The following is a 23,136-nucleotide window of genomic DNA, read 5'->3' on the forward strand; positions in this document are numbered from 1 at the left end:
CATTGGTTGGGGAAATTTTTAAACATACACAAACAAAATAAAGCCCCGAGTCAACTGCCCGGAGCTTTTGAATAAATGCCACATGATAGCTAATTGATCGCCTCGAGAGGTATCTCGGACTCATATCCTTCGATAACTACCTCTTTAAACTCACCAAGAAAACCACTCGCCTCCACTGAAAAAAACGCATCCGGATCCTCTGTATTCCGGTAGATCCGCTTGATTTCCATCCCTGCATTCAACGGGCCGGTCGAGGAATCATAGTATCCATCGGAATGCCAATAGGTACCTGACGTTTCGTCGAACTCCTCCCCAATCTCGATCATCTCACACCCCTCATCCAAACAGACGATCCCTTCATGATCTGAAAGCCATTTAACAAGATCGGACTCATGGGGCTTTTGCATATGTATGAAGGTGATGCCCATTACCACAACCGCAGCCGCACTCAGTGCGAATAGCCATTTCTTTTTCATAGAATCCCCCCTTACGCTTCCTGATTCTAACAGAAAACGGGGTGTGTAGACAGACTTTAAGGACTAGCTGCAAATCCCTGAGGGCGTTAAAGTCGTTGAAACGCCGGTTTTCAAACAGTAAATGAGTGATTTTCATAAAAATGCTTTAAGTTGGGACTTTACAATCCTTTGTCGGAGTAAAAACATGCCCGTAATCACAATATTTGAAGAAAAACAGACAACCTTGCAACACAGCTCAATGATTTATTATCAATTCCATCACATTTATTATCGAAAAAAGAAGTTTTATTATCGATCATGGACATTTTATTATCAAAACTGCAAATGCGCCCGTTCCTTATGATCAAAAAACGGATTTTATTATCACAATGAACAGATTAATAGCGAAAGACATCCTTTATTATCAATTCTCACGACTTAATAGCAAAAAGCTTCCTATATGAAATGTGCACTACTAAACCCACACACCTCTAAGCCACTCCATAAAAAATCCCCATCACCACTGCCACCACCACAAACGGTACCGGCAGCACAACCAGCATCCCCACCAAACCGAGGACACTCCCCCCTTCAAAACGATTCCTGAAAAAGAAAACGAACGAAGGAATCGAAGCAATCAATGAAAGGATGAGAATCCCCTTCGCAATGGCGAACACATAAGGTTCATCGGTGTAACCGAGCAACACGTTCACGAAAACATGAAAGACAAACCAACATGAAAAGGCAGCCACTTCAAATTAAATCTCATGTATTCCCTGAACATCATGGAACCGCCCTCAAGCACACGCCTCACTGCACCACTTCACGATACTTACGAGCAAGCTCTTCAATCCGACCCACGATCACATCTTCCACATCACCTGTAAGATCGATTTTTTCATCCGCCACATCCGAAAGCTCCCCATGCTCCCCGATCATCACCGCGACTTTCGCATTCTCAAACATGCTGATATCGTTCGCATCATTCCCGAATGCGATGTAATCCTGTTCCCGTACCCCAAGTTTTGAAAGGGCCATCCACTTATTGATATTCGGTGGACTGATATCGAGCACCCGCTCATTTCCATGTTCATGTACCTCCATGTCGAGCTCACTAAGTTTCCGGCTAAGTTCCACGTAATCAGAAGACGTCAGGATCAACATTTTCACAATCAAAGACAGTTCCTCCAACGGGACATTCTTCGCCAGTCCTTCCGGATCCAGGTTCTGTATGATCGGATGGTCGGTTGGTCCCGTATACGCATAGTCCCAGTCACTATCCACGAGATAAGTAGCCTCATATTCTTCCATAAGGGAGATCACCCCCTCTATTTCCCGGGCACTAAACGCCGTGCAATCATTCAAATCCCGGTTCTCATACACAAGCGAACCGTTCCCGCCAATCAACGTAAACCCATGCAACCGAGAGTCCAGTACTGGTAGCATATCGCGGATTGGTCTTGCCGAAGCAAAGATCACCTCGTGCCCGCTACTCGCCACTTCCAGCAGGCACTCCACTATTTTCTTCGACACAGGTTTTCCTTTAAAACAAATCGTCCCATCCAAATCAAATACAAATTTCATCGTTTGTTCCTCCACATGAATGATTTACGGTACAAGAAATTCTTCTTTTAAAACGAGATCCTCTTCTGCCAAACGCTCCGTCTTCAACAGCATCTCATAGCTGACTTCACCGTCATTATAGGCATGATCGACCGTTGCCGTCGCCACAATCTTTCCGAGCTGCTTTTTCAAAGAGATATCCGTCGTCGTGTACTCCTGGTGGGCATCTTCACTTCGATAGTAGATGTATGTGAAATCACCCTCATGAAAGGTCTGAAACCCGAGTACTTCCCCCTTTTCAACTAGGGCACGCTGGACCGAGAGGGGGGCATCCTCTTTAGCCATCACTTCATATTCGATCGGGGTCCCCCTCATAAAAAACAGCACGAGTAAGGAAATAGCACCTAAACCTATGATTATCATCATGATCTTCTTGATCCTCGTTCCCCTCCCTTCTTTAGAAGCCTGATCCCATGATCTTCTGTTTCTCATCGGCATTCGGATTTTCGCCGAAATCAAATTTCGTTTCGATGAGCCAATACTTTGTGAACACATTCCCTTCTGGTGTCACAAACCCCAATTGCTTTTTCTTCCCAGCTTTTTTAAACGTCAGCACGCCAATCGGCACCGAATCATACCTGAAGCCGTTGTCATAGCGATAATGACGTGGACTTTTGTTAATCTTGTCTTTGATCGCCGTAATCTGTTCAGTATCATCGATTTCGTATACAATCTGACCGTCCTTCCAGACTAGCAGTTCAGTATAGTCGTCCCTTACAATCTTGTAGTGATAAAGGCCGTACAGCGCAATACCGGAAAGGAGTGAGAGCGAAAGTAGGATAATTGTAAGGATACGCAGCTTGGACATGAAGGCGCCCACCATCCTTTTTCTTTCTATTTTACTATATTGTGGATGTATTGAAAGCTTTTGAATGTAATATTGTGGTAATATATTAGACCAAGGGGACAGGTCCCTTGGCACACTTTCTCAAAAAAAGAACCACGGTACCTGTCCCCGTGGTTTTCCAACGTTCTTTATGATATGATAATAAAATTGTCCAACTACACCAGCATTAGAACAATCACCATAGAAAAGAGGCTACCATGAAACAATCGATACTCACGAAACAACATAAATTTCTCATCTTCACCCTATCACTATTGACATTCGTGCTCGGGACAAGCGAGTTTGTCATCGTCGGAATTCTGACCGAGATCTCATCAAGCCTCGGTATCACGAACGCCAAGGCGGGTACGCTCGTGTCTGCTTTTGCCATCACGTTTGCCATCACGACCCCGATCGTGATGTCGGCGACGAGTCATTTTCCAAAACGGAAATGGATGCTCGGCCTGATTGCTTCGTTCATCATACTGAACGCGCTTTGCATCGTGTCGACAAGCTACGTGTTATTGCTTGTGCTTCGCATGCTGACCGCGATTGTGACAGGCGTATTGATTTCGCTTGCCATGACGGTTGCGAGTGAAGCGATTCCTGCTCAGAAGCGCGGTGTCGCGATTTCATTCGTCTTCGGCGGGTTCACGCTTGCAAACGTCGTCGGGGTACCGATCGGGACGGTCATCGCCGAGTGGACAAGCTGGCACGGCACATTCCTATTGACCACTTGCCTCGGAATGGCTGCCTTCATGACATCGTACATCCATTTACCGACTGGACTCAGTCAGTATCGCAGTTCCATCCGTGATCAATTTTCATTACTGACGAATCCGCGGATCCTGATGGCCTTCTTCATACCGGCCCTTGGATTCGGTGCGACGTATGCCGTCTTTACGTATCTTGTTCCGATCCTTCAAATGATGGGAGCCCCGTCAAACTCGATCAGCTTGATTCTGTTTGTGTACGGGTTCATTTCGATCTTCAGTAATATCCTGGCTGGCAAGATTGCGAGTCACGATGGAATCGGGCGCCTGCGAGTCGTATTCCTGATCCAGGCAATCGTCCTCGTCAGCCTTTACTGGACAACAGACAACTTTGTTCTCGGCTTGGTGAACATCGGGCTGATGTCGTTGATGGCGATCATGCTCACCACCTCGACCCAGCTTTATTTGATCGACCTTGCCGGTGTCTATCAGCCGAAAGCGACCGGACTCGCGGCATCTCTCATGCCGGTTGCAAGCAACGTCGGCATCGCGATGGGTTCCGCGCTCGGAGGCTTCGTCTATCATCAAGGTCCATTGATGAACGTCACGATCGTCGGCGGGATCGTCGCTGTCTTGGCGAGCGTCCTGACATTCATGAGCCATCACCTGGACCGCACGCAGGGAACATTGTCACACAAAGGAGCTCAATGATAAAAGGGTCACCCCACCATTTCCGGTGGGATGACCCTTTTTTTTATTCCTGAATATACGCCTGTTCCTTCAAATGACTTGTATGCTCGACCATCGCATAATAGAAATGGTCATACTCCACCCAGCCGAGGGGAATCTTCAGTTGAAGCGCATTTTCTTTGTTGAAAATCTGGATATGCTTCCGGTCGTACGTCACCTTCTTGATCTCATGAAGCGGGATGCTTTCCTTCTTTTCACCCTTTACCTTGATCAATTCACGGCCGATGATCGATACCGCACTTCTCTTTTTCTTCCATATTTCATAGAGGGTGGCAACTCCGCCAAGGACGGTGAATGCAATGGAAATATACACTTCTTCATCAATGCCGTTCATAAACACCCTGATCCAATGCCCAATAAGCAGCGCATAAAAGAACCATAATCCTTTCGGAAGACTTGGCGAACTTTCAAAATAAACCGCCTGTTCACTTTCCAAATGATCTTCTTCCCTTTTTTTCAAAAACAGCTGCTTATGCTCTTCAACGGTCCTGTCATGGAAGGGCTCGAAATCCGTGTAAGTGCCTTCCCACATCTCAGCACCGTCATCCTCTTCTTCAAGGACGTAGCCCCCTACCCAAGCCGTGAGCACCTCATCATTATGTGAGTAGCTCATGAGGTAATAGCGTAGCGGCTGGCCGTATGAATTGAAGGTGTCGATGGAATCAACGACTTCAATAGTCTCGGGGTAAATGTTCAACAACTCACCTTCTTCATTACGCAGGAAAACGAGATGTTGAAACAAGTGCGCCGCTGCCAACACAGGCTGCTTCGGACTTACTGGAAATACATGTTCCTTCTTACTATCCTCCAAGCCAAGATACATCATTTCTGCGCTTTCCACATTGAGCGACAGCCCTTCAAGGATATGCCCCTCTACAGGGATATTCTTGTTCAAACAAACCCGGACCGCGTTGGTCGCAATCCTCGGATCCCTGAACCGTACAGCCTCCTTCAGCAATTCCTCTGCCTCATTTGAATAGTAGAACTCAAGCAACCCGATCAGGGTGTTCATTTCATATCTCAATTTAAAATACGAATCCTTCCAGGATCGGTACACAAATTCGGGCTGATACTCGGCGTCGTATGCCCTGTACTCTTCCAATGATTTCCGGTAATCAGCAAGAATCACCGGAAGGATTTTCGCTCGCTTATACCCCGGTTCAAGATCCGACTCATTAATGGCTGCAATGAATTCATACAGCACATATTTGTAATGAGGGGAGTGAATTTGTTCAAGTGTCCCATCGACAATCCCTTTGACTAACACCGGAAACTCACATAATTCCTCGACCGGCAAATGAACCTCGTGCTCTGAAATCAACTTTACCGCCTGCTCGCTGATTTCTTGGAAAATGCCTTCATCCTTCGTCAGTAGCAAGCACTCAAGCGCCCGGACCCGTGCGTCGGGATCCAACTTCCCGAACTGCATAACCATCTCATCAATGATCTCCGGCATCGGGTAATCACAAACAAAATCAATCAAGGCAAGAGACGGGTTATCCCACCCATCGACACGCTCAGGGAAAGGCGAAGCAGCATCCTTCACCATATCCTTCAACAGCTCCACCCGGATTTTCAAATCATCATGTTCCTTCAATTCATACAGCTTCCCCATCGCATCGAACCGTTTCCCCGGATCCTGACTATGTAACTGCTTTATCGTATTTCTAAAGGCTAATTCGTTCATACCTTCCCCTTCTCCATAAAAAAATTCAGATTATCTTCATCATTCTATTTCATGAAATTGAGAAAAACATGTGTCTTAGTACCTAGTCAATGAAAATATTTTACAATGAGAATTTTTGCCGCAACAAACTATACAGGAAATCCATTCTCTACATATTCCCTGATCTTCTTCCACTCCCCAAGCTCTTTACGGAACGTCTCGACAAATAGTAATTTCACGTCCGTCATTTCCCCGTCCACTTCAAAATGCACCCAGAAAACCGCTACTCCCTCATGCTGGTTATTGATGTCGATCATGATATCCTGAAATGTCCAAGTCGGATTTCGTCCCTCATATTGCAGATAGGCCTGTACCCAGCCTTGTTCCGTTCCATCAAAGCCCCAGTCTGATACCGAGGCATCATCATTCGCCCACCTGACTTCCAAACGTTCAGAATGATGAGCTGCCATCTTCACCGCATCCTGGCCATTCCACGTCTGACGATACTCTTTTAAAAATTGTTTAAAGTCCTCTAACACGATAACACCCCTTTTGGAAAATTCCGTTAATTAGAGTGTACCATTATAAATAACGGGAAACGACCAAACTCTTCAAGTACGCATGAAATGCTTCGTTCCCTAATTTGCATTCCGCTGGATGGATCCCTGTCAAAACGTTCAATTCATGAAACAGCCTTTCACTCATCCCCTGTAGCGTAAATCCGCTGAAGGTGACAGAATCAATGCTTTCTAAGATGATGTTCACCCTCCTGCCCTCCTGGATGTCACACCACATCCTTTCCACTTCATTTTCCGACGACTGATCCTCCTGTAGCGTCATCTCATACAGGTCAACCTTTTCTACATCTGAAAATACTGTTGCCAATACCGCCTCATCCGTAATGGCATAGTACCCAATCGCGTTCAACCTCGACTCCTCATCAATGTCGGCAAGGTCGACGTCGATCTCCTCTGCTGCATACTTCTTTTTTAATATGGCAGCAACCTCCCTCACCGCAAACGAATGGGGGATTGCACCTTCCCCATACTTTTTAAGAAGTGATTCAATAAACTCGTCTAAATAGACCGTCATCCCGTTCTCCCCTAGAATATTTTTCCTTCATTATAACCCCTGTCCGGATCCCCTTGCCATGTGATCAATCACGGATAGACACCTAACTTTTGCAAAAAATAAACCCCAATAGGGAGGTGACTGAAAATGAAAAACCAACAACCTAATCAGAAACTTGACTCTGCCATGAAACCCGACTTCGCTGGGACCAATGCCGAGCAGGTGAAGAAACAAATTGCAAAAGATGTACAGAACGGACAAGGAGCCATGACTTCACGGGAAGCTGGCGGAATGAGGGACTGAGTTTTTCAGATGGTGGCATGGGATTCTGGCTTGGATTTTTTAAAAGTGGCTTGAATACTGACGTATTACTTACTGAAAGCGAAAAAAGGCTGATTCCCGGCTAAATATCAGCCGGGAATCAGCCTTTTTCCTATTTATTTCTTCTCAATAAACGGACCGTAATCCCTCCGCTTGTGCTGCACGCCGACCCACTTGACGGTCGTGAACTCTTCCAGTGCCCATTCACCGTTGAAGCGACCGAGACCGGAATCCTTCTCGCCGCCGAATGGCATGTGCGGCTCATCGTTGACCGATTCGTCATTGATATGGATCATACCGGTCTTCACGCGGTGAGCAAGATTCGTCCCTCTTTCAATCGATGAGGAATGAACCGCCCCGCTCAGTCCGTACGGATGTTCATTGGCGAGCTTCACCGCTTCTTCTTCATCCTTGAAAGAGATGATGGCGGCAACCGGTCCGAAGATCTCATTCTTCGCAATCGGCATATCGTTCGTGACGCCGGTCATGACGGTCGGTGATAACAGATTATCCTGCGCATCGCCGCCGAGAACCACTTCCGCGCCTTGCTTCTTGCTCTCCTCGATATCGTTCAGGATGCGCTCTGCCTGGTCCTTGTCGATCAACGGCCCGATATGCGTCGTCTTCTCGGCCGGATTTCCGGCGTTCAGCTCCTTGACGCGTGATACGTAAGCATCAACGAATGTGTCATGGATCTTTTCATGCACCATGATCCGGTTGATCGACATGCAAATCTGGCCTTGATGATAGAACTTACCGAACAATGCAGATTCGACTGCCTGATCAAGATCGGCATCATCCAGCACGATGAACACATTATTGCCGCCAAGTTCGAGCGCGGTCTTCTTCAGATTCTTCCCGGCCAACTCCCCGATCCTGCGTCCGACTTCTGTGGAGCCCGTGAATGAAATCAAGCGCGGAGTCGGATGTGTGACAATATCATCACCGATTTCAGAGCCGCGTCCCACGACGACGTTCAATAACCCTTTAGGCAACCCTGCTTCTTCAAAAATGCTCGCAAACAGTAACCCGCCCGTCACCGGGGTATGGGTCGCAGGCTTGACGACGACGCCATTTCCGGTTGCAAGCGCAGTCGCAATCGAGCGAACCGCCAGATGGAACGGGAAATTCCACGGACTGATGATCCCGACAACGCCGAGCGGTTCACGGTACACGCGGTTTTCCTTGCCCGGTACCTGTGAAGGCAGGATTTTCCCTTCCATTCGGTATGGATACGTTGCCGATTCCTTCATGCTCATGATAGAGACCCTGACCTCTCCCGCAGCTTTCATGTACGTGCTGCCAGATTCCTTGATGAGCCAGTCGATGATCATCTCTTGATTTTCCTCAACGATCCTGACTGCCTTCTCCATCACTTCACGCTTCACCTGTGGAAGCTCCTTCGCCCATTCCTGCTGTGCTTTCTCCGCCGCTTGATACGCACGGTCCAAGTCCTCTTTGCTTGCTGCCTGAATGTTGACGAGGTCCGTATTGTCATATGGGTTTCGGTTGTGGATCGTACTGCTGCTCGTCCCTTTCACCCATTCACCGTCAATGTATAGTTTTGTAAAATCCGTTTTCATGATGGTTTCCTCCTCTGCTCTTTACATATCTTGCTGTGTCGGACGCACGATGATTTCATTTACATCGACATGCTCAGGCTGTTCGACTGCATACGAGATCGACTTCGCGATGTTTTCGCTATCAAGCGGCTTCATTTCGCGGCCCTTGAATGCTTCCAACACATCCTCGTCCGTAATCGTGTGTGTCAGTTCCGTTGCCACCGCACCAGGGCAAATGATCGTCGTACGGATGTTATGCGATGCGTTCATTTCCTGACGCAGTCCTTCCGTAATCGCGCGGACCGCATATTTCGTCCCGCTGTAGACCGCACTTCCCGGCATGACCTTATGTCCCGCCACGGATGAAATATTGATGATATGCCCGGATTTCTGCTCTTCCATATAAGGAAGGACCGCTGAAATCCCGTAAAGCACTCCCTTAATATTCACATCCACCATCTGATCCCATTCCTTGATTTTACGTTTATTCATAAACGAAAGCGGCATGAGCCCCGCATTGTTGACCAGGATATCGATACTTCCGCATTCTTCCTTCGTTTTCTTCGCAAGCTGCTCCATCTCCTCGACGTTCGTCACATCTGTAACATGATAGAACGCCTTTCCGCCTGCCTGCTGAATCTCTTCCTGAAGCTCCTTCAAACGCTCTTCCCTTCTCGCGGCCAACATCACCGTAATCCCCTTCGACGCCAGCTCCTTCGCCGTCGCCTGTCCAATACCACTGCTCGCACCCGTAATAATCGCTGTTTTATGATTAGTCATACTAACTCCTCCTCAATAATCTAATGTTCTACATACCTTATTTTCACGAAAAGTTTGGGTTTTAAACAAAGAATGGAGAGTTTGGAGGTTTTGGAGGTCGGCCAGGGGCCGGGGGGACGGGGGGACCAGGGGGACAGGTACCGTGGTTCGATTGGTGGGGCGGACCGCGGGGACAGGCACCGTGGTTCGATTTATGAAAAGTTGGGGTTCAACAAAAAAGGACAGATCCGTTTGTTATGGACCCTGCCCTCTTCAAAAATTTCCGTTATGACTCTAATTTCGAGCTAAAATTTGTCACTTTTAAATTTTTTCGTGTTCCAATCAAGTTTCCACTCCTCAATCCCGATTGAATTTCTAGTAGAGAGTGAAATATGCTCCTATTTCGGAATATATGATCCATTCGACAAAAAATACGCGCCGTTCTATGGATTTATGCTCCAATCTGGAGATATATGCTCCTAATTTAAATTTTATGCTCTAATGATAATGATTCTAATCTGAACCGACCGCCGCCATAAATAATCTCGAGAAAGACTCCATTCCCTTGCACAAAAAAAGGGAGGATCCATTAGGTATGGACCCTGCCCCCTTTCAGAACCTGGGATCGATACCATGGTTCGTTTAATAAAAAGTTGAGGTTCAACGAAAAAGGACAAATCCGGTGGATATGGACCTGCCCTCTTCTAAAATCTCCGTTATGACTCTAATTCCGCTCTAAAATTTGTCATTTTTAAATTTTTTCGTGTTCCAAACAAGTTTCCACTCCTCAATCCCGATTGAATTTCTAGCAGAGAATAAAATATGCTCCTATTTCGGAATTTATGATCCATTCGACAAAAAATACGCACCGTTCTAAGGATTTATGCTCCAATTTAAAGATATATGCTCCTAATTTAAATTATATGCTCTATTGAGAATGATTCTAATCTGATCCCACCGCCAGCATACCAACAACCACAAACTTAAGAAAGACCACAATCCCGCCCCCCATTCCCTTGCACAAAAAAAGGCGGATTCAATTATCAGGACCCTGCCCTTTTATTGTGTATTTGCGAAATCCCAATACCAACCCTTCACCCACTCAAACCTTCCCCACGCTTCCCTTGCTGCACGGTATAAATTAATATCCCGAAAAACGCCAGCACGGAAGCAATGATGATGCCGAACGACACAGCTGAGAGGGAAAGCATTTTCAACAGGACGCTCACGGCTACGATCATGTACATAAATGAAAGCATCCTCTTAACTTTAACGACTGAGAATCTTTTTAGCTGCAATGATCCGAGCGGCGTTCCGAGCAGCGCACCAAGGATCAGCACGATGCCGTGCCGGTAATCAAGACTTTCACCAGTGAACATATAAGAACCGATGCCGGACAGTACGATGATCGAGGCGGCCGAAATGCTCGTACCGATGGCTTTGTTCAGGTCCAGCTTGATCCATTTTGTCAGTAGGGGCGTCATGACGAAACCGCCGCTGACTCCCATAAGTGAAGAAATCACTCCGGTGAAGAAGCCGATCACCGAAACGGCCCCTTTGCCTTTTGCACTCGATTCCTTCTCGTGTTTACTGAAGAACTGGTAAGAAAACCAGCTTAAAATGACAATATACGCGATCGAGATCACGGTTGCCGCGCCGTTGACGGAGTCGAGCCATTTGACGAAAGGCGCAGTCAAGACCGAACCGATCACACCGAAAACTCCGAGGGTGACGGCAAGTTTCACGTTCACGTTATTCAGTTTGAGATGAGACAGGGTACCGGTCAGTGTCGATCCCAATGTGAGCATCAAGGACAGCATGATCGCCTGACTTGGCTCGTATCCAAGAATCAATAACGCCGGTGTTAGCACGATGCCTCCCCCGATTCCAAAGAAACCGGAAATCACACCGATCGAAGCACCTCCGAGGATAAATAATAACCATTCCATACGTTCTTCACTCCTTCCCTGTCATTATACCGTGCATCAGGTTATAATGATAATGAATAATAGTAATGAGTTTGATTACGATTCGTAATGGAGGTACCCTATATGGAGCTCAATTGGATCCGCACGTTTGTCACCCTCGCTCACTTCCAGCATTTCACGAAGACGAGCGAATTCTTAAATCTCTCGCAGCCGACGGTCAGTGTTCATATAAAAAAGCTCGAGGAGTCACTCGGTGTGAAGCTCATCGACAGAAGCTCCCCCCACATTCCATTCACCCTGACCCCTGCCGGCCAGAAAGTTTTCGCGGAAGGTCAGAAGATGATGGAGATCTGGAAGTCGATGGAGCATTCAGGGGATGAACAGGACGAGATTTTACTGAGGATCGGATCGACACATACCGTCAGTGCCGCCCTTCTTCCCGATTTTGTGAAAAAAATCAAGATTCTCTATCCGCATGTCCGGCTTCAAATAAAGGTCCATAATCATGACGGCATCGTCGAGCTCCTCGAAAATCACGAACTCGACCTTGCCATCGTAGAAGGAACACGAGGAATCGAGCCTTTCCAGACCGAGATCATCAGCCGTGATGAACTGCGCTTCTTCGCAAAACGGGGCATGACTCTCCACTCTTCTCCCCTCATCTTACGGGAAGAAGGGTCCGGCACACGTGACTACGCCGAACAATTCATCAAATCGGAACAAATCAATCCAGCAGAGATCATCGAAGCAGGAAGCCACCACCTCATCAAGCAGCTTGCGCTAAGGGGACTTGGCATCGCCTTCCTCTCAAGCTCCATGGTCAAAGAAGAAGTCGCAAACGGAACCCTCTTCCCGATCGACCCTTACGTCATCCACAGGCCCTTCTACGCCGTCTGTCCCGCAGACTCAAGAGCGGAAGAAATGATCAAAGAGATGATCGGGATGCTAAAAGAAAATCTTTAAAGGTACGTCCCTCGATGCGGTAAAGCTTTACCGTGGTGAGGGACGTACCTTACAACTATTTGTTCAAGGGCAGGATGAATCCTGCGGTTGTGCCTCCATGTGGATTGGTTTTGATGAGTAGTTCTCCTTGATGATGTTCGATGATTTGTTCCAGACCGATTCCTACTCTTTTAGTTTTTTCATTGGTTTTATATTATAAGGATTTTTAAAATGCTTCCTTCAATTCGGGGGAATTCTCCCTTTCTTTCGAGATGAATCCGGTGGTAGACGAGAACACCATCCCATTACTGTTTAAGATTTGTGTCTCCCTCCCGCTACCACTCACTCCACCACTCGCGGCCCCACCACATGTATGACAAGATCCGCCGTAAAATGGGCAATCATGGCAAACTCGAGCCCCATGAAAACGAATAGTGCTCCAAATACGATTCCTCCGATTCCGTTGATCACGAGCATGCTGACAAAGATCCCGACGCTCATTTCCAAATTGGCAGCGGCTACGCTGTAATGCATGACCCCGAATACCACGGATGAAAAGACGATGGCGGTCCAGATTTTCGGTTTGGTCACCTCTCCTTTCATGAGTTTCATGAACAGCCAAAGCATAAAAGGTACGAGGAACAACCGGAAGATCGACTCTTCATTCACGGCAGCGCCGAATGAACCAAGTGTACCCAGCCACCATGATGGCTCATTCAGTGAGGAATTGTCCACCCCGAGTGGCTTCGAGACGATCAGGCTGAAGATGCTGATGGCGATGCCTGAGAGGATTCCATACAGGGCGGACTTCCCTATGTTTTTGTAAAAAGAATGAACCGGCCTGCTTTTTGTGAAAAATGCTTCGATAATGGGGACTGTAAGCTTCACTTTCTTCATGAGCCAAAGACCGATGAACAATAGAATGCCTGCTTCCAATAAGACTTGCACAACGTAGAACAGTGTGAACGACAGCTTTCCGAGTCCCATGATCTCATGAAGGTTTTCCCTTGCCATCGCGTAAGGGGCAATCGCCACTGCACCCAGCACATTAAGAAACAGAAGTGTAAAATACACTTTCCAGTTGATTAACGGCGCTCTTTCCCCCTCGGCAGCGGCTGCGGTTAACCGTTCATCTTCCGCTTCTGAAAGTTCTTCGTATCCTGCTAGCCTTTCATTCAGATCCCGGATGAGTGACTCCGGATCCTCCATGTAAATCAAGGCTTTATGCACTTCTTTTTTCTGACCAAAATACCCGCGCGTAGCGATCGGTTCTTTAAAGACGATTTCATATTTCAGTTCATCGATCATGCCAAAGATCCGCGTCAAAACCCTCGGCAGTGCCGTGACATGAAACACATTTTTTTCATGTATGATACTGCCGTTGTTACGATACTGCGTCCTTGTAGGCTGGATGGCTTCGATGTCCCCGATGTGGAAACAGAGTGACCTTCTTGCCCCGATCTTCATCAACACATGATTCCCTTTTAACAGGATGGGGGAATTCCGAACAAGATTATAATCCCCAAGCATGTAAAGGATGCTGTAAACATGGAGCACAACGAGGATATTCGCACGGAGAGGATCCACTTCTTTCAGGTAGATGTGGAAAACAATCGCTTCAATCACCTGCTCGTGAAGGAGCGCGATGAACAGCCAGAAGTAGTTCGAGCCTTTATGGTAAGCAAATGTACTAGGTCCATCCCCCCTCATCTTCCACTTGAAGAGAGCATAATAAAAGACGAGCCATTCTTTCTTCACGATTGTCACAAATGGGTTCGCTTCGATCTCACCCCGCCTGTATTTTACAAACAGAATCACCGCGCCTACCTCTGCAACCGTGACCAAAATGATCAGTGAAACAATCAGTTGACTGTCCATCCAACTCCCCCTTCGACCAATCGTTACTTTCACTATACGTCATTTTGACTAGCAACCTCATTGGAATTACATTTATTTGAAAAAAAGACATAATGTTGTGTCGTTTGTGTTAAATTATGTTAAAAGTAAGGTAGTAGATAAAGGAACATTCCTACAAAAAGTTAAAAATAATCAACGTTTTTTATTAAATTCAAGCAAAAAAATGTTGATTCTAGTAAAAAAAGTCTTCTCCCCTAACATATAAAGGCTTATTACATCGTATCAGGCATCAAATCCACTACCAAACCCCAACATATTATCAAAACCAGACGACTTATTATCAAAAATCCAATTATATTATCAAAAACAGAGATTTATTATCAAAACCAAAATCCCACCCCTCAACGCGGACCAAGGGACCTGTCCCCGCGGCCCATCCTCGAAACGGGACACCGAACCTGACCCCTCATCCCCCGAAACGGGACACTCCCCCAACCCCAAACACAAAAAAAGCAGCCCCCAACAAAAGGGACTGCCCAATCAAATGCTTCAATTTCAACCTCAACCCTCACTCAACAAAAACGTCACAATCGAATGCCCCGGCAGACTAAAGCTCGCAGCTCCGTCCCCGCACCCGACCGAAACATCCTCAGCCGAATCACCTGCATTCATCACAACGACCGCAATCCGGCCATCACGATTCTCGAACGCCGTGGCACTGACCCGCTCTGACGATACTTCGCTCCAGATCCGGCGCGCACCAGGCAAAATATATTTACTGAAATGCCCTATATAATAGAAGGAACTATTGTAATGGACTTCATCCTTCACCGTATCCACGATCACCGGCGCATCGCAGTAATTGCCGACGTGATTCGGACCGCCTTCTTCGTTCAGCACGATGTTCCAGTCGATCCATGCTTCGAGGTGGTTGTTCAGGTCACCGAGGATATTACGGGCATACCTTTCACCCGTATGCCAGGCACCAAGCTGAACGCCGCCTTCGATGCATCCTTCGGTAAAAATCAGATGCTTATCCGGGAACGCATCATGCACCTTCGAAAGATTTTCGAATTCCTCCGACACGTACCAATGGTTACCGGTTCCCCAGACGTAGCGCGCCGCTTCCGGATCGGATAGCACTGCACTTGCCCGTTCGAAAATGACGTCGCGGTTATGATCCCAGATGATGACCTTCACGTCCTCGTGACCGTTCCGTTCAAGCGATGGTCCGAGATGATTCTTGATAAAATCACGCTCTTCCTCGCCCGTATACAGACAGGAATCCCAGACTTGCTTCGCTTCCGGTTCGTTCTGGATGGTGATGCCCCAAATCTCGACTCCCTCTTCCTTCATGGCGTCGATGTATTTGGAATAATACTCTGCCCAGACCGGCTCGAACTCAGGCAACAGCTTTCCGCCGTTATTCATTTCACCGTTCGTTTTCATCCATGGCGGCGGGCTCCAAGGCGAAGACACGATGGACAGCTCTCTTCCCGCCGCTTTCATCGCATCATGAATCAACGGCAGGACAAGCTTCCTCTCACGTTCGATCGAGAAACTCTCTAAAGAAGTGTCTCCCTCTTCCACATATGTGTAATTTTCCAATGCAAAATCACAGCTGTGGATGTGGGTCCGACCCATCACGTAGCCGAGTCCGTCAACCGGATCGAAATAGCGCTTGATGACCTCATCCCTCTTCTCGGGACTGATTTTGGACAAGCTGTATGCCGTCGCTTCGGTGAAGGCGCCACCGAAGCCGATCATCTCCTGAAAAGTACGGCTACGATCTAGTTTTATATGTGTACCAGCTGGTTCTACCGCATCCGAAAAGGAAACCGGCTCCTTTTTAGCAAGCCGGTCCCCTGTTTCTTTCGCGGTCAGAATGATGTCTGCACGCGTAAATGTCATTGTACGATCTCCTCTTGTAACGAATGCTTCTTCTTATGGTCGCGGATGATTTCAGCGTAGCGGTAAGCGCTGTCTTTCCAGATGCGCTCCTGTGTATCAAAGTCGACGTACAGGATGCCGAAGCGCTTGTCGTAGCCGAAGCTCCACTCGAAGTTATCCATCAGGGACCAGAGGTAATACCCTGAGATGTTCATGCCTTCTTCATTCAAATCGGAAACCGCTTGAATATGCTTTTCAACGTAGTCCGTACGTTCTTTGTCGTGGACTCTTCCATTTTCAAGTACGTCATCGTAGGCTGCTCCGTTTTCCGTGATGATGATCGGAAGCTGTGTATACTCCGCTCTCAGACGGCGGATAAGATCCTTGAATTCAGCTGGTGCAATGTCCCAGCCCATGCCTGTTTTTTCGTAATCGGAATGAGCGCCACGGTGCAGGAAGTCGGCTGCGGCATTGAATTCGACGATCCCACGGCTGTAGTAATTGATGCCGAAGAAGTCGCAGTCAACGGAAATGGCTTCCATGTCGCCTTCCTTGATGAAATCATAGGAGTGAACATATTTCGAGAACAGGTTCAGCATGTCCTTCGGGTATTCCCCTTTGAAGACCGGATCCAGGAACCAACGGTTAGAGTAGCCGTCCGCATTGTTTGCAGCAAGCTGATCGTTGACGGAGTCAGTCTTCGCATACACCGGTGACAGGTTCAGCGTGATGCCGATCTCAGTTTGTGAACCGAATTCTTTTTTCAACATTTCGACTGCCTTTCCGTGGGAAAGGAGCATATGGTGAACGGCTTTCACCGCTTCGTCCATGTTCGTGTGCCCAGGTGCATGCACCCCTTGATGGTAGCCGAGGAATCCTGCGCACCAAGGTTCGTTGTGTGTAATCCAGGAATCAACGATTGAATCAAGCTCGGTGAAGCACGCTCTTGCATAATCAAGGAACCAAGCAACAGACTCACGATTGACCCAGCCGCCTTCTTCATGCGCCCACATCGGAAGATCCCAGTGATATAGCGTCACTGCCGGTTTGATGCCCTCTTCACGAAGACGCGTTGCCAATTTTTTATAAAAATCCATGCCTTCCTGATTGTACTTCCCTTTCTCTGGGAAAATGCGCGGCCATGCAATCGAGAATCGGTACGTATCCACGCCTAAACGTTTGATATGCTGGACGTCTTCCTCGAAGCGGTGGTAATGATCGCAGGCGACGTCTCCGTTGTGCTGCTCGTATACCCTTCCCGGGATGTCACAGAACATATCCCAGATGGACGGCGTTCTGCCCCCTTCACTTGCAGCCCCTTCGATTTGATAGGAGGATGTTGCGGTTCCGAACGTAAAGTGTTTATCAAATTTCATAAGTCTTCTCCCCTTCAATGTAGGAAGCACGGGACCATGCCCGCTGCTTCCTTATTCTTTAACTGATCCAGCTGAGATGCTGTTGACGATATATTTTGATAGGAATAGGAAAGCGATCATGATTGGGACGACTGAAATCGCGATTCCTAAGTACATGCTTCCAAGGTTCTGCGCCACCTGCGATCCTTTCAGGAATCCCATCAGGACAGGCAATGTGTATTTCTCAGGCGAGAACAGGATGACGAGTGGCATGATGTAGTTGTTCCAAGATCCGATGAACGTGAAGATCGACATCGTTGCAACGGCAGGCATCATGATCGGGATCGCCACTGTATGGAAAATTTTGAACTCGCTCGCGCCGTCGATCCGGGCTGCTTCGATCAAGCTCGGGTGAAGCGTCGTCTGGATGTACTGTCGCAAGAAGAACACGACGAACGGACTGGCGATCGTCGGGACGATCAATGGGATGTATGTATCCAGGATCCCAAGATTTTTACTAAGTTCATAGAACCCGATCAAGCCAAGTTGACCTGGCACCATCATCATGACAAGCATGAAGACGAACAGGAAGTTCTTTCCTTTGAATGTGTAAAAAGCAAACCCATAAGCCGTCAATGCGGAGAAATACCCTGACAGGACCGTGACGAGCACCGAAATGATCAAGCTGTTCTTGAAACCGGTCCAGATATTGACATATTCCATCATCGTATTGTAGTTTTCCATCAGAGCCGTACCAGGGATCAGCGTGAACCCTGACAGGATGGCTTCATTCGAACGTGTGGCGTTGACAAGCATCATCAAGAATGGGATGAAGCAGACAATTGCCATGACGATCAGCGTGACATAAATGATGGCTTTCACGATACTGCGTGGTTTCTTTTCTTTCGTTTCTTGAGGGAGCACACCGGGATTCGGATCCTTTACTTCTCCCTTGAACTGCACTTCTTTATCAACTGCTGTTTTTCCTAACATCTTTTCTACACCTGCCTTGGTTGCTTGCGTTCATTTCGATACATCCCTTTGAATACCATTGCAGAGAAGATCAGGGTGATGACGAATAATCCATACGCAACGGCCGAAGCGTATCCGTAGTTGTTATACTTGAAGGCCTGATTGTATAGGTACAGGACCATCGTGTTCAGTGATCCATCCGGCGACCCGATTCCGTCGGTCAGAAGCATCGGCAGGTCGAATAGCTGCAGTCCACCGATGAGGGATGTGATCATGATATACAAGAGGATCGGCTTTAACAGCGGTAGGGTGATCTTCGTAAATGTTTGCCAGCGGTTTGCCCCATCGATGAGGGCCGCTTCATAGTAATCTTTCGAAATACCGGATACCCCAGCCATCACGACGATGAAGGAGTGTCCGAACCACATCCATGTCAGGATGAGTGAGACGGAAAGCTGAGCCGTCGTTGGCTCATTAAGCCAGTTTATCGGTTCTGATATAAGACCAATGTTTAATAGAATCATGTTTAAAGAGCCGTGCTGCCAATCTAGTAGAATACCGAACAGCAAGGCAACCGAGCTGATGGTGATTAAATTTGGCAGATAGAAGATCGACCTGAAGAAGGCGAGTCCCCTCATCTTCATTCTCATATCAGAAAAGATCAATGCCAAAATAAGTGCGAGTCCGATCTGTAGGAGGAAGTTGACTCCCCAGATTTTCCACGTATTGAAGAATGCTTCCACAAAATACGTGTCCGTGATCAGACGCTTGTAATTCGCAAGCCCGACGACTTCCGCTACGCCGCTGCCTGTATAGTTTGTAAAGCTGTAATAGAATGTCAGTGCAACAGGATAAATGCTGAAGATCAGGAAAATGATCCAAAACGGAGCAATGAAGAAATATCCGTATTTATTCACATTTTTCATTCCCCTAGCCCCCTCTATGGTTTAGATTTTGGCAAGCGGCGAAGACAATCCCGCCGCTTGCCATCAATGACTGATTAGTTTTTCGGTACCTTTAAGTCAGGGTACGCATTTTGTGCTTTTTGATAGAATTCCTTGATTGCATCTTTCTTGGACTTCTTGCCGTCTACATATTGCTGAACAGCATTTCCGTAGAACGTATCAAGCTGTTGATCGTATTTTGTTACGATACCTGGCTCGATTTCTTTCGCTTGCTCCAAGAAGAACTCATAGTTATTTTGTCCGCCAAGGAACTCACTGCTGAAATCATCCTTGATTTCGTTCGTTACAGGGTTGTAAGCAAGGACGTCTCCTGTTTCCTTCGCCCACTCTGTCAAGAACTCATCGTCTTGCGTCATCATTTTTACAAAATCATACGCTAGCTCTTTGTTTTCAGACTTGTTGTACACACCTAACCACGTACCACCCCAGAAGTATGGGCTTGGTCCGCTAGTGACAGCCCAGTCACCGGCTGTTTCTTTAACGTTTGTTTTCAATACGCTATGAAGTCCCCATGTTGGAAGGACATATGAGAATACTTGTGTTTCTTTCTCTTTACCGTTTTCTTTTACTTTGATCGGCTTATCCATGCCTTCGAACCAAGATGGAGACCACTCACCCGCAAGCGCTGTGTAGCTGTTCTCACGAAGTGTTTTTGCGTGATCCAAGAATTTGATCTTCTCATCAGTCAATTTCAGTTCGCCTTTGTCATTCACCCATGGCTGTGGATTCTCGCCTTGAGCAAACCAGCGGATCGCTCCTTCATCCGGGAACATGCTGTAACCTTTTTCTTTCATCTTTTCAGCTACCTTGAACACTTCTTCCATGGAGCCCATCATCTTGCCGACTTCCGCTGGATCATCCGTGCCAAGAACTTCTTTCGCGATACTTCTTCTATAGAAGACACCACCAGGCGTTGTTTGCCAAGATAGCGCTCTAACATTACCATCTTTGTCTTTTCCTAAATCGAATACATATGGAACGTATTTGTCTTTAATGTCTTCTACGTTATACGGATCTTCCGAAAGATTCTCCCAGTAACCTGCATCCACCCACTGTTTAAGGAAAGCAATTTCCCCAGTGAAGACGTCAGGTGCACCGACACCGCTTTCAAGAACAGGCTTAAGTTTCGTCGGATAGTCCGCGATTGGAACGATTGTCAATTCCACTTTTACCCCATTCTTTTCTTCAAATGTCGTGATTGGCTTCTTCAATTCATCCGTGAATGACCAAACCTTTAAATCAACATCTTTCTTCGACTTTGAGTCTCCTGATGTTTCCGAATTACCGGAACAAGCAGACAATACCCCAGCCAACAACACTACTGTCATGAATAAAGCTAGAAACTTCTTCATGTGTATCCCCCTTTTTTCCCTAAATGGATATATGTGGACGAAAGCGGTTTCGAAACTTTTCTTAAAAAAATTCCGAAACCGGTTTCGAAATCACCTAAAAAATATATGCGATCATACATTTTTTTCTTTTCTTACTCTTGTGCAAGATTCCCTTATGATGAGTTCGACTGGAACGACTTCAGTCGCAAGGATCTTCTTTTTCTGGATGATCTGGTTCATCAGGAGCTTCCCTGCACATGCCCCGATCCTGTCCGTATCCTGTTTCACGGTCGTCAGTTTCGGTGTCACGTAGGATGACATTTCGATATCATCATATCCGATGATCGAGATATCTTCCGGGATCCTGAGTCCCTTCTCCTTGGCTGCTTCCATGGCTCCAATTGCCATATGGTCCCCTGATACGAATACCGCGGTCGGCATCGTTTCGTGTGAAAGGAGCGTTTCCATCGCAGCCTTTCCTTCTTCGATCGAGAACATCCCGCCATTGACGATGTATCCTTCCCTGATAGGAAGATTCAGTTCATCCATCGCCTTCGTAAAGCCTTTGATGCGCTGAGCCCCCGCATCGATGCTCGGGTCACCCGATATATGAGCGATTTCCGTATGGCCGAGTGAATGCAAGTAATTCACCGCAAGCCGTCCTCCCTCGATATTATCGGAATACACCACACTGCAGTTCTGACCACTCATATCGATCACGACGATCGGCAGATGACTGTTGATCATCTCCTGTACCTCTGGGTCGTGCGGGTCTGAACAGATGACGACAATCCCATCCACAGCACGGTAGAGAAAATGTTCCAAATAACTCGTATCACGCTGACGCAGGTTTCGCGACGCAAAAATCAGATCGTACCCTTCACGTTCCACATATTTTCGGAAACTCTCAATCAGGGCACTGAAGAACGGGTGCTTCATCCCGACCTCATTATCCTCGGCGAACATAACGCCGATCGTCCACGACTTCTTCGTCGATAACGACTGTGCATGGGCATTCGGTAAATAACCCATCTCGGCTGCCGCCTCCAGGATCTTCTTCTTCGTCTTCTCACTCACATCAGTATAATTATTCAAAGCTTTTGAAACCGTCGTACTGGAAAAACCAGTCTTCCTGGCAAGATCATAGATTGTAACCATTGTTGTCCCCTCTTCATCGAAAGCGCTTTCGTTGATGTTATTATAGCCCAACCATTTTCCGGAATCAACAGTATTTTCTATTAAATTTTGAAAATATTTATTTTGGGTGGTTTTTTGGGGCAGATGGTGTGTACCGCGGGGACAGGTCCGTTGGATCGGGGTCCGCATGGGTGGGCCATGGGGACAGGTACCGTGGTTCATCGTTTGGCCGCAGAGCATGGTTGGGGTTTGGGTACGTGGGGAGTGGGTGTGCCGCGGGGACAGGTCCCTCGGTTCATTGTGTTTCGGAAGCCTTCTTTGAACCTGTTAGCCCGCTCACCTATCACAAGCAAGCCTAAATTTTCAGGCGCGCTTCTTTAATAAAGTGTCTTAAAACCCTCAATTTGTTAAGATCTTTTTAAAAAAACCTCATAAAATGGTGTTTTTCATTCGAGCACTGCAAAAAACTGTGCAAAATCGGCCTCTCCGTAGTCAAAACAGTCCCTGAATTGTGGCTCCACACTGGTTTATTATCAAAAACAATGGTTTTATTATCTAAAATTAGAATATATTATCAAAAGCGACTACTTTATTATTAAAAATACAAATATATTATCAAATTGACAATATATACCCCTGTAGGTTCCTCACACTTCATCCGATTTAGAAATCACCATTCCGATAACAAACCTTCCATCCCACTCAACGGAAATAGTAAACTCATAAATGACCAATTTCCCAGTTACATAGCAAAGGAGGAGAAATCATGAAAAAGTCCATTTCCATCTTATCAGGGACTCTTCTCATCATATCAAGTGCCCTACTCTACTCTTTTGAAAAGCTAATGGCGACCACCATGTGGGCCGCACACAGGACCGGACCGGCTAGCAGCGAAGGCTGGCCGAATCATCCTGACATCCCTTCACTCCTGGACAACTGGTTCGTGCCAATATTCCTGGTACTAGGAATCTTCTTCCTATTAAAAGGCTTCCTTGATAACAAAAACTAAAACA

At 47.0% G+C, this 23,136-nt stretch carries 22 protein-coding genes; 4 read left to right on the plus strand and 18 right to left on the minus strand.

The window, feature by feature from the left end:
* Nucleotides 1-89 precede the first annotated feature (89 nt).
* The 5 genes from LCM10_RS05095 to LCM10_RS05115 all read right to left on the minus strand — a co-directional run bounded on the left by LCM10_RS05095 (nucleotide 90) and on the right by LCM10_RS05115 (nucleotide 2,886).
* Nucleotides 90-476: a hypothetical protein gene (locus LCM10_RS05095; protein ID WP_224875084.1), complete on the minus strand. Its 387-nt coding sequence runs from the start codon at nucleotides 474-476 to the stop codon at nucleotides 90-92.
* 470 nt (nucleotides 477-946) lie between these two features.
* Nucleotides 947-1,207, minus strand: coding sequence for a hypothetical protein (locus tag LCM10_RS05100; protein WP_224875085.1), 261 nt, complete (start codon nucleotides 1,205-1,207; stop codon nucleotides 947-949).
* A 58-nt stretch (nucleotides 1,208-1,265) separates the two neighbouring features.
* On the minus strand, nucleotides 1,266-2,039 hold the full coding sequence (locus LCM10_RS05105; RefSeq protein ID WP_224875086.1) for an HAD-IIB family hydrolase: 774 nt from the start codon (nucleotides 2,037-2,039) through the stop codon (nucleotides 1,266-1,268).
* A 24-nt stretch (nucleotides 2,040-2,063) separates the two neighbouring features.
* On the minus strand, nucleotides 2,064-2,444 hold the full coding sequence (locus LCM10_RS05110) for a hypothetical protein (protein ID WP_224875087.1): 381 nt from the start codon (nucleotides 2,442-2,444) through the stop codon (nucleotides 2,064-2,066).
* Nucleotides 2,445-2,475: 31 nt separating this feature from the next.
* Complete coding sequence (locus tag LCM10_RS05115; protein ID WP_224875088.1) at nucleotides 2,476-2,886, minus strand: hypothetical protein; 411 nt, start codon at nucleotides 2,884-2,886, stop codon at nucleotides 2,476-2,478.
* A 236-nt stretch (nucleotides 2,887-3,122) separates the two neighbouring features.
* On the opposite strand from LCM10_RS05115, the gene LCM10_RS05120 reads away from it, so the two are divergent.
* On the plus strand, nucleotides 3,123-4,328 hold the full coding sequence (locus tag LCM10_RS05120; protein ID WP_224875089.1) for an MFS transporter: 1,206 nt from the start codon (nucleotides 3,123-3,125) through the stop codon (nucleotides 4,326-4,328).
* Between the two features lie 43 nt (nucleotides 4,329-4,371).
* Here the strand turns inward: LCM10_RS05120 and LCM10_RS05125 are convergent, their stop codons facing one another.
* The 3 genes from LCM10_RS05125 to LCM10_RS05135 all read right to left on the minus strand — a co-directional run bounded on the left by LCM10_RS05125 (nucleotide 4,372) and on the right by LCM10_RS05135 (nucleotide 7,125).
* Nucleotides 4,372-6,054 (minus strand): hypothetical protein, encoded by a 1,683-nt coding sequence (locus LCM10_RS05125; RefSeq protein ID WP_224875090.1) that lies wholly within the window; start codon nucleotides 6,052-6,054, stop codon nucleotides 4,372-4,374.
* A 128-nt stretch (nucleotides 6,055-6,182) separates the two neighbouring features.
* The gene (locus LCM10_RS05130; RefSeq protein WP_224875091.1) at nucleotides 6,183-6,572 is read right to left on the minus strand and encodes a hypothetical protein; all 390 of its coding nucleotides are present in this window, start codon (nucleotides 6,570-6,572) and stop codon (nucleotides 6,183-6,185) included.
* Between the two features lie 43 nt (nucleotides 6,573-6,615).
* Nucleotides 6,616-7,125, minus strand: coding sequence for a hypothetical protein (locus tag LCM10_RS05135; RefSeq protein ID WP_224875092.1), 510 nt, complete (start codon nucleotides 7,123-7,125; stop codon nucleotides 6,616-6,618).
* A 126-nt stretch (nucleotides 7,126-7,251) separates the two neighbouring features.
* Here LCM10_RS05135 and LCM10_RS05140 point away from each other — a divergent pair, with 126 nt between their 5' ends.
* The gene (locus LCM10_RS05140) at nucleotides 7,252-7,407 is read left to right on the plus strand and encodes a hypothetical protein (RefSeq protein WP_224875093.1); all 156 of its coding nucleotides are present in this window, start codon (nucleotides 7,252-7,254) and stop codon (nucleotides 7,405-7,407) included.
* Between the two features lie 134 nt (nucleotides 7,408-7,541).
* Here LCM10_RS05140 and LCM10_RS05145 read toward each other — a convergent pair whose 3' ends face one another.
* From LCM10_RS05145 to LCM10_RS05155, 3 genes are all read right to left on the minus strand, one after another.
* Nucleotides 7,542-9,008, minus strand: a complete 1,467-nt coding sequence (locus LCM10_RS05145; RefSeq protein ID WP_224875094.1) for an aldehyde dehydrogenase family protein — start codon at nucleotides 9,006-9,008, stop codon at nucleotides 7,542-7,544.
* 21 nt (nucleotides 9,009-9,029) lie between these two features.
* Nucleotides 9,030-9,767 carry an SDR family oxidoreductase gene (locus LCM10_RS05150; RefSeq protein WP_224875095.1) on the minus strand — a complete coding sequence of 246 codons (738 nt, stop codon included), beginning with the start codon at nucleotides 9,765-9,767 and terminating at the stop codon, nucleotides 9,030-9,032.
* Nucleotides 9,768-10,840: 1,073 nt separating this feature from the next.
* A complete protein-coding gene (locus tag LCM10_RS05155; protein WP_224875096.1) occupies nucleotides 10,841-11,695 on the minus strand; it encodes a sulfite exporter TauE/SafE family protein in 855 nt (284 codons plus the stop codon).
* A gap of 102 nt (nucleotides 11,696-11,797) precedes the next feature.
* Between LCM10_RS05155 and LCM10_RS05160 the strand changes: the two genes are divergently transcribed.
* On the plus strand, nucleotides 11,798-12,637 hold the full coding sequence (locus LCM10_RS05160) for a LysR family transcriptional regulator (RefSeq protein ID WP_224875097.1): 840 nt from the start codon (nucleotides 11,798-11,800) through the stop codon (nucleotides 12,635-12,637).
* Between the two features lie 321 nt (nucleotides 12,638-12,958).
* Here LCM10_RS05160 and LCM10_RS05165 read toward each other — a convergent pair whose 3' ends face one another.
* The 7 genes from LCM10_RS05165 to LCM10_RS05195 form a co-directional block, all read right to left on the minus strand.
* Entirely contained in the window at nucleotides 12,959-14,494 is a 1,536-nt protein-coding gene (locus LCM10_RS05165; RefSeq protein ID WP_224875098.1) for a CPBP family intramembrane glutamic endopeptidase, read from the minus strand.
* 540 nt (nucleotides 14,495-15,034) lie between these two features.
* Complete coding sequence (locus LCM10_RS05170; RefSeq protein ID WP_224875099.1) at nucleotides 15,035-16,384, minus strand: glycoside hydrolase family 30 protein; 1,350 nt, start codon at nucleotides 16,382-16,384, stop codon at nucleotides 15,035-15,037.
* Entirely contained in the window at nucleotides 16,381-17,739 is a 1,359-nt protein-coding gene (locus LCM10_RS05175) for a GH1 family beta-glucosidase (protein WP_224875100.1), read from the minus strand. Before LCM10_RS05175 ends, LCM10_RS05170 begins: the two co-directional genes overlap by 4 nt.
* A gap of 51 nt (nucleotides 17,740-17,790) precedes the next feature.
* Nucleotides 17,791-18,567 carry a carbohydrate ABC transporter permease gene (locus tag LCM10_RS05180; RefSeq protein ID WP_224875603.1) on the minus strand — a complete coding sequence of 259 codons (777 nt, stop codon included), beginning with the start codon at nucleotides 18,565-18,567 and terminating at the stop codon, nucleotides 17,791-17,793.
* A 149-nt stretch (nucleotides 18,568-18,716) separates the two neighbouring features.
* Complete coding sequence (locus LCM10_RS05185; RefSeq protein WP_224875101.1) at nucleotides 18,717-19,616, minus strand: carbohydrate ABC transporter permease; 900 nt, start codon at nucleotides 19,614-19,616, stop codon at nucleotides 18,717-18,719.
* A 74-nt stretch (nucleotides 19,617-19,690) separates the two neighbouring features.
* Complete coding sequence (locus LCM10_RS05190) at nucleotides 19,691-21,007, minus strand: ABC transporter substrate-binding protein (protein ID WP_224875102.1); 1,317 nt, start codon at nucleotides 21,005-21,007, stop codon at nucleotides 19,691-19,693.
* Between the two features lie 111 nt (nucleotides 21,008-21,118).
* Nucleotides 21,119-22,144, minus strand: a complete 1,026-nt coding sequence (locus LCM10_RS05195; protein WP_224875103.1) for a LacI family DNA-binding transcriptional regulator — start codon at nucleotides 22,142-22,144, stop codon at nucleotides 21,119-21,121.
* 745 nt (nucleotides 22,145-22,889) lie between these two features.
* Between LCM10_RS05195 and LCM10_RS05200 the strand changes: the two genes are divergently transcribed.
* Nucleotides 22,890-23,132, plus strand: a complete 243-nt coding sequence (locus LCM10_RS05200; protein WP_224875104.1) for a hypothetical protein — start codon at nucleotides 22,890-22,892, stop codon at nucleotides 23,130-23,132.
* The last annotated feature ends 4 nt before the right edge of the window (nucleotides 23,133-23,136 follow it).

It is taken from the genome of Rossellomorea aquimaris (genome assembly GCF_020171925.1).
Taxonomy (GTDB): domain Bacteria; phylum Bacillota; class Bacilli; order Bacillales; family Bacillaceae_B; genus Rossellomorea; species Rossellomorea aquimaris_F.